We start from the raw sequence: 15,309 nt of genomic DNA, 5'->3' as shown, positions 1-15,309 counted from the left end.
TTGGGCTTGTCTTGAACCCAATCCTTTCCGGAAATCGTTATGTTTGACCGCCAAAAGGGCATCGCCCAAACCGACCCAGAATTGTGGACTGCCATGCAGCAGGAAACCACCCGTCAGGAAGACCACATCGAGCTGATCGCGTCTGAGAACTACGCGAGCCCAGCCGTAATGGAAGCCCAGGGTTCACAGCTGACCAACAAATACGCCGAGGGTTACCCTGGCAAGCGCTACTACGGCGGTTGCGAGCACGTGGACGTGGTTGAAGACCTGGCCATTGAGCGCCTGAAAAAGCTTTTTGGCGCTGAAGCCGCCAACGTGCAACCCAACTCTGGCTCGCAGGCCAACCAGGCCGTGTTCTTCGCCTTGCTGCAGCCTGGCGACACCATCATGGGCCTGTCGCTTGCTGAAGGCGGACACCTTACACACGGCATGCCACTGAACATGTCTGGAAAGTGGTTCAACGTGGTGTCCTACGGCCTGAACAAGGAAGAAGCCATTGATTACGACCAGGTTGAAGCCCTGGCCCGTGAACACAAACCAAAAATCATCATCGCCGGCGCGTCAGCTTACGCACTGCGCATTGATTTCGAACGCTTTGCAAAAATTGCCAAGGAAGTGGGCGCCTACTTCATGGTGGACATGGCCCACTACGCGGGTCTGATTGCAGCGGGTGTGTACCCCAACCCGGTGCCACATGCTGATGTATGTACATCGACCACGCACAAATCACTGCGTGGCCCACGCGGCGGTATCATCTTGATGAAAGAAGAACTGGCCAAGAAAATCAACAGTGCGATTTTCCCTGGCATTCAGGGTGGCCCTTTGATGCACGTAATCGCCGGTAAAGCTGTGGCTTTCCACGAAGCCCTGCAGCCTTCATTTAAGGAATACCAGCAACAAGTGGTATTGAACGCCAAAGCATTGGCTGAAACACTGGTCGAGCGCGGTTTGCGCATTGTCTCTGGTCGCACCGAAAGCCACGTCATGCTGGTTGACCTGCGGGCCAAGGGCATTACCGGCAAAGCAGCCGAAGCGGCTTTGGGCAACGCGCACATTACCGTGAACAAAAACGCCATTCCAAATGACCCTGAAAAGCCATTTGTAACCAGCGGCATTCGCTTGGGCAGCCCGGCCATGACCACTCGCGGCTTCAAGGAAGAGCAAGCCCGCGCGGTTGGCCACTTGCTCGCCGACGTTTTGGAAAACCCAGAGGACGAAGCCACATTGGCCACCGTTCGTGCCAAGGTCAAGGAATTGACCAGCCAGTTCCCTGTTTACAAGTAAGCAAGGGGCGGCGGCGTTATGAAATGCCCCTTCTGTGGCAACGCCGACACCCAGGTGGTCGACTCGCGTACGTCTGAAGAAGGCGACGCGATTCGCCGCCGCAGGCAATGCAGCAGTTGTGGCAAACGATTCACCACCTACGAACGGGCAGAACTGTTTCTGCCCGCCATCGTCAAAAAAGACGGCTCCCGAGTTGAGTTTTCTCGCGACAAATTGCGTGGCAGCTTAATGCTTGCCCTGCGCAAACGCCCCGTTCGCGCCGAGGCCATTGATGAAGCCATTTCAAGTATTGAAGAAAAACTGCTGGTGAGCGCAGCGCGCGAGGTCGACACCAAGTTTTTAGGCGAGTTGGTGATGCAGCAACTCAAACAACTGGATACCGTTGCCTACATTCGCTTTGCATCGGTCTACAAAAGCTTCGAAGACCTGCAAAGTTTCTCGGAAGAAATTGCCCACCTGACCGCACCTGCCGAGAACGTAGCAAGCGCACCCAAACCCAAAGCCCGTTCCACTGTCAAAAAAGGCGTTTAAAAGTAACTGAGACCATGGCTAGTATTCATCACAACGACGAACACTGGATGCAGCAGGCGCTGAACCTGGCCTGGAAGGGCCAGTACAGCACCACGCCAAATCCACGCGTGGGTTGCGTGTTTGTACGCGATGGCGTTGCCATTGCTGAAGGCTTTCATGCCAGGGCAGGCGAAGGTCACGCCGAAGTGCAAGCCATCGCCGACGCCAAAGCGCGCGGTATTTCCCTGCAAGACAGCACAGCCTATGTCACCCTTGAACCCTGCGCACACCATGGTCGCACAGGCCCTTGCGCAGAAGCGCTGGTGGGCACCGGTGTAAAACGGGTTGTTGCCGCCGTACTCGACCCCAACCCACTGGTGGCAGGCCAGGGCATGGCCATTTTGCAAGCAGCAGGCATTGAAACGTCCCATGGCGTTTTAATTGAAAATGCCCGTTGGATCAACCGAGGCTTTTTCAGCCGCATGGAACACAAGCGCCCCTGGGTGCGATTGAAAGTAGCCAGCAGCGCAGACGGCATCAGCGCGCTGAACAATGGCGTAAGCCAGTGGATCACCGGCGAAGAAGCGCGACTTGACGGACACCACCTGCGTGCGCAGGCCTGTGCTGTACTCAGCGGCATTGGCACAGTGAAAGCGGACAACCCACAATTGAATGTGCGCGGCATCGACACCGAACGCCAGCCACTGAAGGTGGTCGTGGACAGCAAGCTGGAAATATCGCCCGATGCGCGATTGCTGCAAACCGGCAAGGTGCTGATTGCCCACACTGAGCTGCAGCCACCCGCATGGCTGGGCACCCACCCCAATGCCGTCAATATCGAAGCACTGAACGTGGCGCCTGTTGCCGCGGGCCTGCATGCAGGCAAAGTGAAAACCGACCTGTTGCGGCTGTTGCAAGAACTGGCCGCACGTGGCATCAATGAACTTCATCTTGAGGCAGGTTTTGGATTGAACGGGTCTTTCCTGCAAGCCGGGTTGGTGGATGAAATCGTTCAATACATTGCCCCGCGCTTCCTGGGACCAGGCCAAGGCCTGTTCCGCTTGCCTGAACTTGATGCCCTTCCCGCCTATGTGGACTGGACCATTCATTCGTTTGAACAAAAAGGACAAGACCTGCGCATTACGTGGGTTCGAAATAATCAGGAGTAGTAGCAAACATGTTCTCCGGCATCATTGAATCAATTGGACAAATTAAAACTGTAGAGCCCCTTCAAAACTCTGCATACGCGGGAGTTCGACTCGCTGTGCATGCACCCACGCTCGATTTTTCAGATGTCAAACTGGGTGACAGCATTGCCATTCAAGGCGCTTGCATGACAGTGGTGGCCATGGAAGCTCAAACCTTTCACGTCGATGTATCGCAGGAAAGTTTGTCGAAAACCGTGGGCTTGAGCCAGCCGGGAGAGGTTAACCTTGAAAAGGCAATGAGATTGTCTGATCGCGTGGGCGGGCATTTGGTAAGCGGTCATGTAGACGGACTGGGTGACGTGGTTGATTTTTCACCCGTGGGTGAAAGCTGGCACCTGCAAATTCGCGCGCCGAAAACCCTGTCGCCGTTCTTTGCCTACAAGGGCTCAGTGACAGTAAACGGCGTCAGTTTGACCGTCAACAAAGTGGACGACCATGCCACAGGTGAATGCGATATTCACATCAACCTGATTCCACACACCGTTCAAATGACCACGCTCAAACACTTGAAAGCTGGCAGCCCGGTGAATCTGGAAATTGATCAGATTGCGCGCTACTGCGAACGAATTGTGAAAACCATGAATCTGAATCAAGGCTGAACTGGCGTGTTCACTGTGCACTGAGACTACCAAACAAGGCTTTGGCTTTCGACTTGGTATTGTCTGAATCGGCACCCAACGCAATGGCGGTGAACATCACGGGGCCTTCCGGCAATTCTTTGCCGAAGGCTTTCCGCGCGTCTGCCTGCAAATCCCTGTTCTCGGAAATCAAGCCGGAGGCGCTTGCAGCATCGCGAATCACCATGTTTTTCACTCGATCGGTGTAGGGGTTGTCAAACACTTGCCCTGTTTTCTCACCTGGCGTTCCCCACACATAACACAAGGTTGCAGCGGGCAAACGCTCACCGGATAAAGTACGCGCCGCAGCCAAAGCGAGGCGAGTTCCCAAACCGAGTTTTCCTTCATCAATCTGAATAAAGGTACACACCTTCGCTCCGGCATCGTCGCCTGCCTTGGTTTGTAAATTGGCCTTGGTCGGCTGCATCAATACTTGCCAATCCCAACTCAAAGTTTTCAGCACCACCGGCTTGGAAAACGGATGCACCAAGGTCCCGTAGGCCATATCAGCCTCCGCTTGCAACACCGTCTGATCACCCTGCTTCAACAATTTGAATTGAGTATGCGCAGCAATATCCGGGTGGTACTGCGCCTTCCAGGGTACAGGAATTCCCGCAGCGGGTTCCGCAGGCCAAGGCTTCAATGAACTGATGTCCTGAGCATTCACACCACTCAACACACCCATCAAAGCAAGCAATGCAGGTACTTTAAAAACACGTGCTTTTCGCGCCAAAATGATCATAAAAAAACCTTTCGTCATTTCTATTCAGTCGCTTGATAACGCACTGGCCAATCAACAGGTAAACAACCCAATTCAATCGCCCGGTCAAGATCAGCGGGTTCATCGATGTCCAATTGCGAAGGCAACCACACAGCAGACAAGTGGTGCTGCTGCAGTGCCGCGCGGGTTTGCTCAGCCACACTGGCGGTACCCCATGCAATGGAGGCAGAGAAAATTTCAGGCACATTGCGGTTGCACGCCAGGGCCACATAACCGCCATCGTGTGCGGGCACAAACGCCAGTCCGCACTGCCTGGCGGCTCTTTGCAATTCATGCAAATCGGCCTGGGTAAACTCGATCGCATCTGGCCCCAGTAGCACCACCAGTTCACTGCGCTTTAAATGAGTTTCAACGGCAGTTTGCATTCGTTTGCCCAAATGCCCTTCTGGCTGCACACAACGCTGCACTGCCCTGCCACGCAGCAACTCAGCCCATTGCTGATCACTTCCGCCGTCGGTCCACAAGACCACGTTCATGCCTTGTAGTTTATCCAAGGTACTCAACAACAGGTATCGCGCAAATGCGGCGCATTGTTCAGCACCGAGCAATGGCGCCAATCTTGTTTTAACTCGCCCAGGATACGGGTACTTGGCAAATACGGCCACCGTCAAAGGTGACTTTTGCCGAGTGTCTGCATACAGCTTTGCCAAAGTCTCAGCCGACACACCGCGCCAATACAAAAATCGGAAACGCCACATCAATAGAATAGTTGCCCAAGCACCATTTAAATCCCAGCGACGCCCCGAGGTGAATACCTGAGAGGAAATGGCAAGGAATTGTCGCGGTGCGACTCGCTTCAGGCGCTTGCACAATTCAATGTCTTCCATCAAAGACTGATCCGGAAACCCCCCAACGCGATTGAAAAGCGCTCGGCTAACAAACAAGGCCTGATCACCTGTACCAATTTTGCTGAGCCTTGATCGACGATTCATGAACCAGGCCACCACGGGCAACCAGGCACTTTTGCCTTCGATGCGCACGTCAAACCGACCCCACAGGCATTCATTCAGCTTCGTCAACAAAGCCGACCAGGCTTCAGAATTCAACACGGTATCGGCATGTAAAAACAAAAGAACCTCGCCACGGGCTTGAGCTGCACCCGAATTCATTTGTTGCGCCCGCCCCTTACCGCTTTGAATTGCAGTAACTTGCGGGTGAACAGCCAACAATTGCAAGGTGGCCCAACTGTGGTCAGTGGAGCCCCCATCAACCAACAACAACTCGTCGCCCTGCCTCAGCAGTTCAATAAGTGCATGAATTCGAACCGACAATGAATCGTCACCGGGGCCCGGCACCTCGTTGTACACCGGCATGACGATAGAGACAAAAGGCATGTGCTGCCGCAGCCTTAAAAGAACAGGGAGGCCAGTCCCAGGAAGATGAAAAAGCCCATGCTGTCGGTCGTGAATGTCAACAGCACCGATGAACCCATGGCAGGATCACGGCCCATTTTCTCAAGTCCCAATGGAACCATGACCCCAATCAAGGAACCAACCAAAAGGTTTAGCATCACTGCAAGTGTCATCAACAAACCCAACATGACCGCATTGGGCGACCCGAAGTACAGCCCCCAGGCCGCCAGGCCCGCCACACTGCCCCACACCAAGCCATTCAACCCGGCGATCGCCAGTTCTTTTTTCAACAGCAACTTGAAGTTGGCTGCCGTGACCTGACCCAATGCCAGGGAGCGGATCATCAGGGTCATGGTCTGGTTGCCCGAATTACCTGCAATGCCAGCCACAATAGGCATCAGGGTGGCCAAGGCCACCACTTTCGCAATTGTGCCTTCAAATGTATCGATCACACGACTGGCAAAAAATGCAGTGCAAAGGTTCAAACCCAACCACAACCACCGGTTTTTGGCCGACTCCCACACCGACGCAAACAAGTCTTCTTCTTCACGCAAACCGGCGCTCGAGAGCAAATCAGCTTCGCTTTCTTCACGGATCACGTCCACCACTTCATTCACGGTCAAACGGCCGATCAACTTGCCCGATGGATCGAGTACTGGGGCAGACACCAGGTCGTATCGCTCGAAAGCCTGGGCAGCCTCGTAGGCATCATCCAGTGCCGACAACATCAGCACCTCGCGGCTCATGACCTCGCTCACCAGTGTTTCCGGTTCGTTCACCAGCAAGCGGTCCAAGGGCAAACTGCCCTTGAAATGATCCACGCGGTCCACCACAAATACCTGGTCGGTTTGATCAGGCAGCTCGTCAAACCGGCGCAAGTAACGCAGCACCACCTCAAGCGTTACGTCGTCGCGAATGGTCACCATGTCGAAGTCCATGCGCTCACCCACGGTGTCTTCGGGGTAGCTCATGGCGGCGCGCAATTGTTCGCGCTCCTCAAGGCTCAAGCTGCTGGCCAGTTTCTCCACCACATCGCGCGGCAGGTCGGGGGCAAGTTCCGCAATTTCATCGGCATCAAGCGACTCAGTGGCAGCGAACAGTTCTTCGCTGTCCATGGACTTGATCAACGTTTCCCGAACTGCATCACTCAACTCGAGAAGAATGTCACCGTCGCGGTCAGAACGGACCAAGCCCCACACCAACATACGGTCTTCTTGCGGCAGGCTTTCAAGCACATAAGCCACGTCTGCGGGGTGCAACAAGTACAACTTGTTGCCAAGTTCGGTCAGGTGTTGGCGGTGCACCAGCTCCTCGACCAAACTTTGCCGCTCGGGATTTACGGTAGTTTGCTGATTGTGAACAACACTCTCGATTACTCTTTGTTTGCGCAACATGGCCTGCACTTCGGCCAAAGCCCGCTGTGCATCATCGAGATCATGAGGCAGCTCGATGACTGGCTCTTGATCGTGATAATCGATGTTTTGTTCGCTCAAAGCAAAATTCCCGAAAGCGGTTTAAAAGAACTGAAAAGCTACAACTGCCACCAGCGTAGGGGCAAGTGCGGCTAAAAACAACTTGCCAGCATTAATTGATCCATCGTTGAAATACTTTTGCAAAATGGCAAAGCCTGCAGGGTTTGGCGCGTTGGCAATTACGGTCAAACCACCACCCGTTACCGCGCCAGCCACCAGCGCATACTTAAACTGGTCATTCACGCCCTCGACCAGCGAACCAAGATAGGTGAGTGCCGCGTTGTCGGTAATCGCTGTCAATGCAGTTGCCCCATAGTAAAGCGCGGTCGGGCTCATGCCCTTCAATGTGTCTTGCAGCCACCACGCTTGCATGCCTCCCAACACCACCAAGCCTGCCAGGAAAAACGCAACCATCAAACCTTCTTTCAAAATCAATTTGTCTTGATAACGGCTGTAAGCCGACGTGTAACCAAGGAAGAAAAGAAATAAACCCATGAACATGGCTGCGTGGTGAGCAAACACCACCACACCAACCAAAAATAGCAAGTGCGTAGCGATGACCCAAAATGGCATGTCTTCTTTGGGGCCGTTTTCAGCGGGCTTTTTCATGGCTGTCAGTTCTTTGGCAAACAGAAAGGTGAGTGCCGTCGCATTCACAAACACGGCAATCGCTGCTTTCCAGCCAAACATGGTCAGCATGTACTGCATGTCAAAACCCCACTTGGCAGCCACCATCAGCACGGGCGGTGCGGCAAAAGGGGTCAATGTTCCACCGATTGAAATGTTCACGAAAAGCACACCCAATGTGCCGTACATCAACTTGTTGCTAATGCCCTGCGTGTAAAACCGGTCACGCAACAAAAAGGCGGCAAGGGTCATGGCCGCAGGCTCGGTGATGAAAGAGCCCAGCAGCGGCACAATCGACAAGGTGGTGAAAAAGTAAGCCACTTGCCTGTCTATCGGAATGAGCGATGCCACCACACGCACAATGCGACCAGCCAGCACCAGAATTGGCTTGCTTCCAGCAATCACCATAATGGCAAACACAAACAAAGGCTCGGTGTAATTGCGCGTGTCAATGTACTCAACGGCACCACTTTGCCCAATGATGAAAAACATGAACACCACAAGCACCATGGCCCAGAAACCAAATACGGCCTCGACCTCACCGAGCAAATGCCACAGGCCAGCGTGGTTGGGCTGCGTGTGCGCCAGGCGCTCAAAGTATTTGGTAGAAAAAGTATGAATGACTGCGATGGCAAACAAAATTGCGCCAATCAGTTCTATGGTGGTCGGGTTCATTTCACATCCCTTTTTGATTATTATTTATTTTTAGTTGGCAGAAAAAAGCACCGAGTCATGTGCATCAACCACTTTTGCCACGGGCACCCAGCCTCGCAAGCTATTGATCAACCACACTTCATCAGCGCGTTGCAAGTCTTGCACATTCAGTGTGGTTTGCCGAATCGTATTTTCCCTTAAAAGGCGCCCCCGCAACACCCCGGGTAACAAATAAGTATCGGCACTTTCACTAATTTGTGGCGTTAACCACTCGCCACCAATTTTCAGCACCACATTGCACCGGCAGGTTTCGGTAATCAAACCTTGGGGGCTGAAGAGGAGCACATCGAACGCGCCATTGGACTGATTCTGAAAATACGAATACTCAGGTCGATAGGTGGTTTTGTGAAGAACGAACTCGGGCTTGCCCCGCATGGGTGAATCAGCCAACCGCACAACAACGGGCAATGGATTCACATTGAATTCATGCAACTCGACGGTCAACTCACCCCGGGCATCCAGTAAACAACGCGCACGAAAAAGACCTTGGGCGTTCTCGCTTGCGATGTCTTCTAATTTCTGACGTATCAAGTGTTCTTCACACAGAAAAGAAAACCGATTGGCCGAAGTCGACATTCGACTGACATGCTCATCGAGATTGAGCCACTGCCCTTGTTCCAGGCGCAAGGTTTCAAGCACCTGAAAATCGCAAGTGGCTTCCCGTAGAAAAGTGGTTTTCTGCCACCACTCTTTTTTTTCATCTCGCGCTGTGGAATACCAGGTAATGCCGCTACCCACACCGTATTCCAACGCATCGGCTTGCTCTATAACCGTACGAATGGGCACATTGAAATGTGCATGGCCGCCCGGGCTCAACACGCCCAAAGCGCCGCAATACAATTTTCGTGGGGATCGCTCCCACTGCGAAATTCGCAGCATGGCCTGCGATTTGGGTGCACCAGTCACACTGCCGCAAGGAAACAAGGCTGCAAACAAATCAGCCAAAGTAGCATTTGGCAAAGTTCGCCCGGAAATACTGGACGTCATTTGGTCCACTGTGGGCAAATGCATCACATCGAAAAGCGAACGCACCTGCACCGACTTGGGTTGGCATATTTTGGCCATGTCGTTTCGCAACAGATCGACAATCATGACATTCTCGGCACGATCCTTTTCGCTGTCGCTAAGCACATCCAGACTACCCTCCACCGGTCGGCGGGTTCCCTTCATCGGTGCAGTCTGCAATTCGCTGCCATCCCAGCTAAAAAACAACTCGGGCGACAGGCTGATCGCATTGAATGTGCTTCCGCGCAAAAAAAGACTTTGAGGTGCAGGCTGACTGGCATAGAGGTGCTGAAATAACGCCCACGCATCCAACTTGGGATTGTCTGCTTTCAGCCGCGTCGTCAGGTTGATTTGGTAAAACTCGCCCGCCTCAATGGCCTGCTGCACCTGCTGGTAGGTGTCATGATAATTGTCGTAGTTTTGTTGATCCAGCCACGGCAACAATGCGTGATCAAGAGGAAGACGTTGCAAGTCACACATACCCAGCAAACTCACCTGAGTCGGCGCAAAGGCATGAAATTCCAGCAAGGGGAAGTCGGTTGAATCACAAACAATCAAGGCAGGATCGAATGCTGACGCAGCCTCGTAACTTAAGCCGCCCACCACATACAAACCTTGATTGGACAAATCGTGCGCTTGCTCGATCAGGGTGCGCACCTGACCTGGGTCAAAGGTACTGAGCACCCGAACAGGCTTGCCATGCGCCACACAAAGGCCATCCGCACCTTCGGCGTGAGTCATCCTGGCATGCCAAGCAGCGGAAACCAAAGGTGAGTACATGGAAAGAAAACGCCCGAACTGCCTCGAAGCGTCAATTGTAACGCGGCTTTGCGCGGAACTCAGCGGCCAGACTGACCCAGGTGAAAGAACTCGAACACGGCCTCTCGCTTGGCAATCGTATCGGCGATACCCATGCGAATCAGCTCGCGTGTGTAATTTGACTCGAACAGCAAATAACTGGCCAATGACGAACCACTGGCCTCGGTAGCTCCCAAAGCGGACAACAAGGTACGCACTGGTCTTGGCAGGTCTTGAGTGTGACGTGCTGCAATCTCATCAATTCGCTCCGAGGGCGAAATGACCAACAACTCGATCGGTTTCAATGTGGTTTTGTTTGCCATCTCGGGCGGCAATAAACCCAAGGTTTTGTTCACCCGGCTCAGGCGCTCAATGTCAATCGACAAACTGTCCAGGAAAATGGACGCCATTGCATGGCCCGCAATTTGAGCCAAGCTGGGATAAGCGTTTTGAACTTCAACAGGCTGGGTATGGTCCTTGTCTGACTGACTCGAACCAATCACCATCACCCGGTTTGCCCCCAAATGAATCGCTGGACTAATGGGTGCAAGCTGACGAATGGACCCATCACCAAAATGCTCCATTTGCCCTTCAATGTTCAGTTTTACGGCTGGAAATACAAAAGGAATTGCTGCGGAGGCCAAGAGATGCTCAACCGTGATTCGGTCTGGCAACGCCACACGCTGCGTTCTCGCCCAACTTTCGATGGCTCTCTGGGTTTGGAAAAAAGTCACGCTGCGCCCCGAACTGTAACTGGATGCAGTCACAGCCAAGGCGTGAATGGTACCGTTCTCGAGTGCCTCGTCCAACCTGCGAAAATGCAGCAACTGATGCATTAAATGAGACAGGGGGGAATTGTCGAGCAAACACTTCGGACGCTTGCGCAACATCCAGCCAATTGAAAGCGCCGACAACCAGCGCGCGCCTGTGCGAATAATGCCAAGCGAATCAGACCGGAATACTTGCTCAGAACTGAAGTTTTCCCAGACCTTGAGCATTCGGTCAGTGGACTGGTAAAAGTTGCGCCCAGCACATGCAAGCGCTGCGGCATTGATTGCCCCGGCCGACGTACCACACAAAATCTTGAACGGAAAATCAAACTCGCGCTTGTTTTCTTGTTCAAACCACTTGGCAAGCTGATGCAGCACACCCACTTGGTAGGCGGCCCGCGCACCACCGCCTGACAACACCAGTCCGGTGATGTCATCATGGTCTTCACTGTGAAATGTGTTGCGTTCGCTCATGAAACCATTGTGCGACACATTTTGGGTAAGTTAAAACAAAAACAGGCGTGTCTTGCACGCCCATTTGTTGTTTTAAAGTACGGGTTTAAATTGAACTAACCCGCTCTGAGTTTGAGTCGAGCACTGTCAGTGCGGTCATGTTGACGATACGACGAACCGTGGCCGACGCCGTCAAAATGTGAACCGGTTTGTCAGAGCCCAACAAAATCGGACCCACCGCAATGCCATTGCCTGCTGCTGACTTCAGCAAGTTGTAGGAAATATTGGCCGCGTCAATATTTGGGCATACCAGCAAATTGGCTTCACCAGTCAGGGTAGAACCCGAGAAAATGGTGTTACGTACCTGTTCGTCAATGGCGCAATCGCCGTGCATCTCGCCGTCGACTTCGAGCCATGGCGCAATGTTGCGGAGAATTTGAAGCGCTTCACGCATTTTCACGGCAGAGGGCTGATTGCTCGAACCAAAGTTGGAATGGGACAGCAATGCGGCCTTGGGTTGAACACCCAAACGCAACATTTCCTCAGCCGCCATCAATGTAATTTCAGCAATTTGTTCGGCAGTGGGGTCGTAGTTCACATGGGTATCGACCAAAAACACCTGACGATTGGTCAACATCAGGCCATTCATTGCACCGTAGGTATTGCAGCCTGCACGGCGACCCAGCACTTGGTCCACGTAATGCAAATGCAGGGAATGGGTGCCGAAGGTGCCACAAATCATGCCGTCTGCATTGCCTTTGTGAATCATCATTGAACCAATCAGCGTATTGCGACGACGCATTTCAATTTTTGCGTAAGCCTCGGTCACACCCTTGCGCTTGGTCAAGTCGTGATACATGCGCCAGTAGTCTTTGTAGCGCTCATCGTACTCAGGGTTGATCAACTCAAAATCAACGCCCGCTTTAATGCGCAGACCAAAGCGCTCAAGACGACGCTCAATCACTGCGGGGCGACCAATCATGATGGGCTTGGCAATGGCTTCATCCACCACCACCTGCACTGCACGCATCACGCGTTCGTCTTCACCTTCAGCAAACACAATGCGGGAGGTTTGCGGTGTTTCAGCCACACAACGTTTGGCCACCGCAAAAATCGGCTTCATGAAGGTACCGGAATGGTACACAAACTGCTGCAACTGATCTTTGTAAGCTTCCAGGTCTGCGATTGGGCGGGTTGCAACGCCGCTTTCCATGGCTGCTTTGGCAACCGCTGGCGCAATGTGAACAATCAGGCGAGGGTCAAAGGGTTTGGGAATCAGGTATTCAGGACCAAAACTCAGGTTTTGGGTACGGTACGCAGACGCGACCACATCCGATTGCTCTTTACGTGCCAGCTCTGCCACGGCACGAACCGCTGCAATTTCCATTTCCTTGGTAATTGTGGTTGCACCCACATCGAGTGCACCCCGGAAAATAAAGGGGAAACACAATACATTGTTCACCTGGTTCGGATAGTCAGTGCGGCCTGTACACATAATGGCGTCGTCGCGAACTTCCTTGACCTGCTCGGGCAGAATTTCAGGTGTGGGGTTGGCCAGCGCCAGAATCAAAGGCTTGGCGGCCATGGCCCGCACCATGTCTTGCTTCAGCACACCGCCGGCAGACAAACCCAAAAATACATCCGCTTCTTTGATTACGTCGGCCAAAGTGCGAGCCGTGGTGTCTTGTGCAAATAAATCTTTATCAGGGTCCATATTGGTGGTGCGGCCTTTGTAAACCACGCCATCAATGTCGGTGACCCACACGTTTTTGCGCGGCAAGCCCAACTCAACCAGCAACTCCAGGCAAGCCAATGCCGCAGCACCCGCGCCAGACACCACAAATTTCACTTCATCCAGTTTCTTGCCGATCACCTCGAGGCCATTCAAAATGGCTGCACCCACCACAATTGCGGTGCCGTGCTGATCGTCGTGGAACACAGGAATATTCATGCGCCCACGCAAGGCACGTTCTACCTTGAAGCAATCAGGCGCCTTGATGTCTTCAAGGTTGATGCCGCCAAATGTGGGCTCCAGCGAGGCAATAATCTCAATCAGCTTGTCGGGGTCGTTCTCGTTGATTTCAATGTCAAACACATCGATACCGGCAAACTTCTTGAACAACACCGCCTTGCCTTCCATCACTGGCTTGGCGGCCAGTGGGCCGATGTTACCCAAACCAAGCACGGCCGTACCGTTGGTGACCACACCCACCAGGTTTGCTTTGGCGGTATAACGCACCGCAGTAGACGGGTCTGCTTCGATTTCTTCACAGGCTGCTGCAACACCGGGAGAATAGGCCAAAGCCAAGTCACGCTGGTTGACCAGGCTTTTAGTCGCCGAAATCTGCAATTTCCCAGGCTTTGGAAATTCATGATATTCAAGGGCGGCCTGCCTGAAGCGCTGATCCATTGGTTGAGCCATATAATCTTCTCTTTGAGGTGAACAACAGAACCGAAAATTATAGGCTCAGCGAGAGAGGCTGTCCCTAGGGGTTTCCACAAATCGCGCAACTTGTTGGCGCCACTCACTAACAATGGTGAAGAATTGAAGCAGTCCAGCCTTAGTCAACTTGTTCAACCCTTCCATGTCATGGAACTGGTGAAAGCAGCCGACGCCTTGCAAGCCGAGGGAAAACCGGTCATTCACCTTTCTATCGGTGAACCCGACTTTCCCATGCCCGAGCCCGTTGAGCAGGCATTCGCCCGGGCGATCTCGGCACACAAAACCCGATACACTGCGGCTTTGGGCCTGCCCGAGCTGCGCGAAGCCATTAGCCAGTATTACCAGACTAATTTTCACGTTCGGGTACCAGCGCATCAAATCGTGATTACCTCGGGCGCATCGGCTGCGCTCATGTATGCCTGCCTTGCCCTGATCAACCCGGGCGAGGAAGTGTTACTGGCCGACCCCGGTTACCCCTGCAACAAAACTTTTGTGCAAATGGCAGGCGGAACTCCCGCCTTTGTACAAACCCAAGAGGCAGAAAATTTTCAACCTGCCTGGACCGATCTTTCCAGCCAATGGACGCCGAAAACGGCGGGCGTACTTTTGGCATCACCCAATAACCCCACCGGCACTCAACTCAGCCCCCGGGCCATGCGGGAAATAGTCGATGGTGTAACTGCCCTCAATGGCTTTGTAATTGTTGACGAGATTTATCAGTCACTTTGCTACGACAGTCCGCCACAAAGCGTGCTGCAAGTGACTGGTGCACCCAACACACAAAACCCCTTGGTGGTGATCAACAGCTTCTCCAAGTACTTTGGAATGACAGGTTTGCGCTTGGGGTGGATGGTGGTGCCAGACAGCCTGTTGCCAGCAATTGAACGATTTGCCCAAAACCTGAGCATTTGTCCAAACACCCCGGCACAATGGGCCGCCCTGGCCTGCTTCACACCCGAAACGCTGGCGATTTGCGAAGAGCGACGTTTGATTTTCAAGGCACGCAGAGACTTTATGGTCAATGCACTACCAAAGGCTGGCATCGAACTGCATTCAACGCCCGATTCGGCGTTTTACATTTACGCGAAGTCACCCTACAACAGCGAGCGCTATTGCAAAGAATTGCTGGAGCAGGCTTTGGTATGCGCCGTGCCCGGCAAGGATTTTTCAGAATTTCGGGGGGAGGAAATGATGCGATTCTCGTATGCCAATTCGATGGACAGGCTAGAGACTGCCATCGAACGGATACAATTTTTTAATCGAAGTTGACCTGAG

General features: G+C 53.1%; 12 protein-coding genes. 5 read left to right on the top strand and 7 right to left on the bottom strand.

Features of this window, described 5'->3' with window-relative positions:
- The first annotated feature begins 39 nt into the window (after positions 1-39).
- From glyA to P0D43_RS07015, 4 genes are read left to right on the top strand one after another with little or no spacing between them, the layout of a single operon-like run.
- Positions 40-1,284 (top strand): serine hydroxymethyltransferase, encoded by a 1,245-nt coding sequence (glyA, locus tag P0D43_RS07030; RefSeq protein ID WP_159568266.1) that lies wholly within the window; start codon positions 40-42, stop codon positions 1,282-1,284.
- Positions 1,285-1,302: 18 nt separating this feature from the next.
- Entirely contained in the window at positions 1,303-1,815 is a 513-nt protein-coding gene (gene nrdR / locus P0D43_RS07025; protein WP_159568265.1) for a transcriptional regulator NrdR, read from the top strand.
- A 14-nt stretch (positions 1,816-1,829) separates the two neighbouring features.
- Complete coding sequence (gene ribD, locus P0D43_RS07020) at positions 1,830-2,963, top strand: bifunctional diaminohydroxyphosphoribosylaminopyrimidine deaminase/5-amino-6-(5-phosphoribosylamino)uracil reductase RibD (RefSeq protein ID WP_394673608.1); 1,134 nt, start codon at positions 1,830-1,832, stop codon at positions 2,961-2,963.
- A gap of 8 nt (positions 2,964-2,971) precedes the next feature.
- A complete protein-coding gene (locus P0D43_RS07015) occupies positions 2,972-3,601 on the top strand; it encodes a riboflavin synthase (protein ID WP_394673607.1) in 630 nt (209 codons plus the stop codon).
- 10 nt (positions 3,602-3,611) lie between these two features.
- On the opposite strand, the gene P0D43_RS07010 is transcribed toward P0D43_RS07015, so the two are convergent.
- The 7 genes from P0D43_RS07010 to P0D43_RS06980 form a co-directional block, all read right to left on the bottom strand.
- Positions 3,612-4,361, bottom strand: coding sequence for a DUF3047 domain-containing protein (locus P0D43_RS07010; protein WP_394673606.1), 750 nt, complete (start codon positions 4,359-4,361; stop codon positions 3,612-3,614).
- Positions 4,362-4,381: 20 nt separating this feature from the next.
- The gene (locus P0D43_RS07005; protein WP_394673605.1) at positions 4,382-5,734 is read right to left on the bottom strand and encodes a TIGR04283 family arsenosugar biosynthesis glycosyltransferase; all 1,353 of its coding nucleotides are present in this window, start codon (positions 5,732-5,734) and stop codon (positions 4,382-4,384) included.
- 14 nt (positions 5,735-5,748) lie between these two features.
- Complete coding sequence (gene mgtE / locus P0D43_RS07000) at positions 5,749-7,245, bottom strand: magnesium transporter (protein ID WP_394673604.1); 1,497 nt, start codon at positions 7,243-7,245, stop codon at positions 5,749-5,751.
- A gap of 21 nt (positions 7,246-7,266) precedes the next feature.
- Positions 7,267-8,526 (bottom strand): putative Na+/H+ antiporter, encoded by a 1,260-nt coding sequence (locus P0D43_RS06995; RefSeq protein ID WP_159572923.1) that lies wholly within the window; start codon positions 8,524-8,526, stop codon positions 7,267-7,269.
- A 30-nt stretch (positions 8,527-8,556) separates the two neighbouring features.
- A complete protein-coding gene (locus P0D43_RS06990; RefSeq protein WP_394673603.1) occupies positions 8,557-10,311 on the bottom strand; it encodes a chorismate-binding protein in 1,755 nt (584 codons plus the stop codon).
- 98 nt (positions 10,312-10,409) lie between these two features.
- Positions 10,410-11,612 carry a patatin-like phospholipase family protein gene (locus P0D43_RS06985; RefSeq protein ID WP_394673602.1) on the bottom strand — a complete coding sequence of 401 codons (1,203 nt, stop codon included), beginning with the start codon at positions 11,610-11,612 and terminating at the stop codon, positions 10,410-10,412.
- Positions 11,613-11,697: 85 nt separating this feature from the next.
- Positions 11,698-14,013 (bottom strand): NADP-dependent malic enzyme, encoded by a 2,316-nt coding sequence (locus P0D43_RS06980; protein WP_305773823.1) that lies wholly within the window; start codon positions 14,011-14,013, stop codon positions 11,698-11,700.
- A 123-nt stretch (positions 14,014-14,136) separates the two neighbouring features.
- Between P0D43_RS06980 and P0D43_RS06975 the strand changes: the two genes are divergently transcribed.
- A complete protein-coding gene (locus P0D43_RS06975; RefSeq protein WP_394673601.1) occupies positions 14,137-15,303 on the top strand; it encodes an aminotransferase class I/II-fold pyridoxal phosphate-dependent enzyme in 1,167 nt (388 codons plus the stop codon).
- Positions 15,304-15,309 lie beyond the last annotated feature (6 nt).

Origin of the sequence: Limnobacter sp. (assembly GCF_043511195.1) — a bacterium.
In the GTDB taxonomy this organism is placed as follows: domain Bacteria; phylum Pseudomonadota; class Gammaproteobacteria; order Burkholderiales; family Burkholderiaceae_B; genus Limnobacter.
The sequence above is the reverse complement of the archived record's forward strand: the minus strand, read 5'-3'. Positions and strand labels throughout refer to the sequence as shown.